At 66.9% G+C, this 4353-nt stretch carries 4 protein-coding genes; all 4 read right to left on the reverse strand.

Going from position 1 to position 4353, the window contains the following annotated elements; genetic code table 11:
* Positions 1–109: 109 nt before the first annotated feature.
* Positions 110–838 carry an ABC transporter ATP-binding protein gene (locus AC1DOC_RS21470; RefSeq protein ID WP_018907308.1) on the reverse strand — a complete coding sequence of 243 codons (729 nt, stop codon included), beginning with the start codon at positions 836–838 and terminating at the stop codon, positions 110–112.
* Between the two features lie 139 nt (positions 839–977).
* The gene (locus AC1DOC_RS21475; RefSeq protein WP_478130447.1) at positions 978–1745 is read right to left on the reverse strand and encodes an ABC transporter ATP-binding protein; all 768 of its coding nucleotides are present in this window, start codon (positions 1743–1745) and stop codon (positions 978–980) included.
* A gap of 40 nt (positions 1746–1785) precedes the next feature.
* Entirely contained in the window at positions 1786–3234 is a 1449-nt protein-coding gene (locus AC1DOC_RS21480; protein ID WP_026284325.1) for an extracellular catalytic domain type 2 short-chain-length polyhydroxyalkanoate depolymerase, read from the reverse strand.
* Positions 3235–3369: 135 nt separating this feature from the next.
* On the reverse strand, positions 3370–4353 hold a 984-nt coding region (locus AC1DOC_RS21485), incomplete at its 5' end, for a substrate-binding domain-containing protein (protein WP_478130448.1).

The raw sequence follows: 4353 nt of genomic DNA on the forward strand, positions 1-4353 counted from the left end.
GGGGTGAGGGCCGGCAGCGCCGATGTGAGGGCATGGCCTTTGCGCAGGCCGCCTGCCCTCACCCTAGCCCTCTCCCGCAAGCGGGAGAGGGGACAAGACATCGAATACGTCATAGCGCGAGACCCAATAAAGATTGCTGCAATTGCGCGTCCGCGGAAAACGCCGCCATCGAGCCGCTGTGCACCACGCGGCCGTTGTCCATCACCGCGACGTTGTCGCCCAGGCGCTGGGCGAAGTTGATGTTCTGCTCCACCAGCAGGATCGTCACGCCGCTGGCCTTGAGCTCGGCGAAGGCGTCGATCATGTTGTTGATCATCACGGGCGCCAGGCCCTTGCTGGGCTCGTCGATCAGCAGCAGCTCGCGCGGCTCGACGATCGCGCGCGACACCGCAAGCATCTGCTTCTGTCCGCCCGAGAGCTTGCCGGCCGGATGGTTCCAGAACTTCTCCACCGCCGGGAACAGCTTGAAGATCCACTTGAGGCGCGTGTCGCCGATCTGCGCCGCGTTCTTGGCCCCGCGCGCGGCCAGCAGCATGTTCTCCTTCACCGTGAGGTCGGAGAAGATGCCCATGTTCTCGGGCACGTAGGCAATGCCGAGTTCGGCGATCTGCGGCGTGTGCATCGCAGCGATGTCCTTGTCGCCAAAGCGCACCCGGCCCTCTGACGCATGCCACAGGCCCATGATGGTCCGAAGCGTGGTCGTCTTGCCCGCGCCGTTGCGCCCCAGCAGCATGGTGAGCTGGCCGCGCGGCACCGCCAGGTCGACGCCATGGAGGATGTGGTACGCCCCGATGTGCGTGTGCACGCCGTCGAGGGTCAGGAGATTCTGAGTGCTCATCGGTCTTGCTCCTTCCCCTTCCGGGGGAAGGTTGGGATGGGGGCGAGCGGTGCTTGGAAGGCGGCAGCGGTGTCAGGGCCGCGAGCCCCCACCCCTGCCCTCCCCCGGGAGGGGAGGGAGAAATTCATCAGGGCTGTCTTCATGCCGCGGCCTCCTTCGCAATGCCCAGGTAGGCCTCCTGCACCACCGGCGAGGCAATCACCTCGGCCGGTTCGCCGTCCGCCACCAGCGTGCCGTTGTGCAGCACGATGATGCGGTCCGCGAGTTCGCGCACCACGTCCATCTTGTGTTCGACCAGGAGAATGGTCTTGGTCTTGTCCTGCTTGAGCCTGCGGATCAGGTCCAGGATGACCGGCGCCTCGGCCGCGTTCATGCCGGCCGTGGGCTCGTCGAACATGAAGACCTTGGGTTCGAGCRCCATCAGGAGCGCCACCTCGAGCTTGCGCTGGTCGCCGTGCGGCAGGCTCGCCACCGTCGCGTGCTCGCGCGACTTCAGCGCCACGTCCGCGAGGATCTGGTCGGCGCGCTCGGTCAGTGCCTTGTGGTCGCTCCAGATGCTCCAGAGGTTGAGGCCGCGCCGGTGCGCGCCCTCCCGCGTGGCCTGCACCGCGAGGCGCACGTTCTCCAGCACCGTGAGGTTCGGGAACAGGTTGGTGAGCTGGAAGGCCCGCCCCAGCCCCGCGTGCGTGCGCGCCGATGGCGACAGGCCCGACAGCAGCTGGCCGTCGAGCGACACCGTGCCCGCGCTCGCCTTGAGCTGGCCCGAGATCAGGTTGAAGTAGGTGGTCTTGCCCGCGCCGTTGGGGCCGACGATGGCCGTCAGCGTGCCGGGCGCGAAGGCGCAGCTCACGCCGTTGACGGCCACGTGCCCGCCGAAGCGGATGGTCAGGTCTTTGGTCTCAAGCATCGTGGGTCATGGCAAATAAGAAAGGTAGTGCGGATCGGCCTCAGCAGGTGCCGATCACGTAGTAGTCGGGGCCGGTCTGCTTGAGCGTGGTGGTCACGTAGACGTTCCACAGGCCCATCGACTGCCCCGAGCCATAGGCATAGGTGAGGCCCCACAGCGCATAGGCGCGGCCCGCCACGGTGTGCGCGTAGTTGCTGGCGGTGTAGCAGGTTCCGCCGCCACCGCTGCCAGCGAGCGTGGTGCCCGTGGCCGCGGCCGACATCGCGCCTTGCGCATTGCCGGCGTCCAGCGCCGCCACGGTCCAGCTGTAGGTGGTGGACGGGGCCAGGCCGGTGTCGGTGTAGTTGGTGCCGGCCACCGGCGCCGCGTTGACCTTGCTGCCGCCGCGGTAGACGTTGTAGCCGCTCGCACCCGAAACGCCAGCCCAGCCGATCACCATGCTGCTGCTGGTCGCGCCCGAGGTGCCTACGCCGGTGGGCGCGGGCAGCGACGAGCCGCCGCCGGAGCCGGTCACGCGGTCGACCATGGCCTTGAGCGCCGCCATCTGCGGGCCCGACTTCTTTGCGTAGTTCGCGTTGTCGTAGCCCCACCAGTCCCAGCAGCTGTTGGTGGCGGCGGTGCTGGTCTGCGGATAGATCAGCACGATGTTGTTGGTGTCGGCCCAGCGGTTGTAGCCGGTCTTCTTCACGTACTGGTCGCCCACGTCGGTGTAGTTCTGCTTGCAGCCATGCAGCACCAGGTGCACGCGGCATGACGCGGTGGTGCAGGCCTGCGGCACGTAGATCCAGCCGGTGGCCGCCACGCCGTGGCCGGTGATGAATTCCGACTGGTTGAACTCGGTGAAGCTGCCGCCCAGCGTGCCGTTGTTGCGCGGGTTCAGCGGACCGTAGAGCTGCGTGAGGATCTCGCCCGCCAGGTCGAAGCCGCAGTTGTTGATGTAGGGCGCGGCGGTGGTGCTGCAGGCGCCGCCATAGTCGTCGGTGACCATCGCGTGGCCGGCGCCGATGTTGTTCCGGTAGACCGTGTTGGCCGCGGGCACGAAGCTCTGGTAGTAGGTCTTGAGGTCGTCCATCACCGCGGGCTTGACGGTGTTGTCCGAAGTGCCCGAGAACAGGTACACCTTCGAGCCCGCCATGTTCGACACCGGGTCGATCGCGCCACTGGCGGCCCAGCTGTTGGTGGTGCTGACCAGTGTCGACACCGGAATGCTGCTGCCGTGCGCCATGCAACGGCCGGTGGCGTTGAGCACCGAGCCTTCGGCGCAGTAGTACGGTCCGCCGGCCACCACGCCGGCACCGCGCTTGAAGGTGGCCGAATAGGCCACGTGCAGCTGCACGGCCATGAAGCCGCCCGCCGAGAGGCCGGACACGCTCACCTCCGCCGGGTTGGCGCCCAGCGACGGCAGTGGCACCGCCGCCGTCGCAGCCTGCCCTGCCGCCATCGTGATCGCCGCAGCCGCGGCCCATCCCTTCCAGTTTTTCCATCGCATCATCGCTGTCTCCTTCTGTTGTAGGTCTATCGAACGCTTGCTGGATTGCTGACGAATCGGCCACTGGGCGCGCAGGCTGGCGCTTCGCCCGGCGGCCATGCCGGGGCGAATTCGCACGAATTGAAAGGGCGAGCCCTACCTCTTGTTCTTGATGGGAATGTCCATCTCTTCAGGCTTGATCTCGCGCACGAGCTCCGGCACGCCCCAGGCGAAGGCCGGGTCGGCCTTGATCTTGAAGTGGTACATCGACTGCATCGCCTGGTGGTCTTCCTTGCGGAAGGTCATCTTGCCCTTGGGCGTGTCGAAGCTCATGCCTYCCATGGCGCCGATGAGCTTGTTGGTGCCGGTGTCGCCGCCCGTCTTCTTGAGCGCTGTGACCACCGCCATTGCGGCCGAGAAGCCGCCGGCCGTGAAGAAGTCCGGCGGTGCCTTGAACTGCTTGTAGTGCGCGGCCACCAGCGCCTCGTTGACGGGGTTCTTCGGGATGCCGAAGTAGTAGTAGGCCGCGCCTTCCATGCCGGGCAGGTTCTTGTAGGCCGCCATGGCCGGCAGGATGTTGCCGCCGGTGGCAATCTCGATGCCGTAGCGCTTCAGGTCGAGGTCGACGATCTTGAACGGGTTGCCCGCGCCGGCCCAGACGATCCAGATGATCTTGCGGCCCGGCTGGTCCTTGAGCTTGTCGATCAGGCGCTGCGCACCGGCCGTGAAGTCGGTGGTGGCGGGCGGCAGATACTCCTCGTGCACCAGCTTCGCCTTCTTGAGCGCGGCACCGAAGGCCTTCACGCCATCGCGGCCGAAGGCGTTGTCCTGCGCCAGCGTGGCCACGGTCACGCCGGGCTTGTCGATGGCCACCGCGTTGCTGATCGCGTCCTGGCTCGAATTGCGTCCGGTGCGGAAGATGTACTTGTTCCACTTGTCGCCGGTGATCGAGTCGGCCACCGCGGGCTCCACGACCAGGATCTTCTTGTATTCCTCGGCCACCGGCAGCATGGCCAGCGCCACGCCCGAAGCCGTGGGGCCCACGGCCAGCGCGGCCTTGTCGTCGGAGTACGCGGCGGCGAGCAGCGACTTGCCCAGGTCGGGCTTGCCCTGGTCGTCCTTCTCGATGACCACGAGCTT

The sequence above is a fragment of the Variovorax sp. 01T439_2 genome (genome assembly GCF_056398445.1).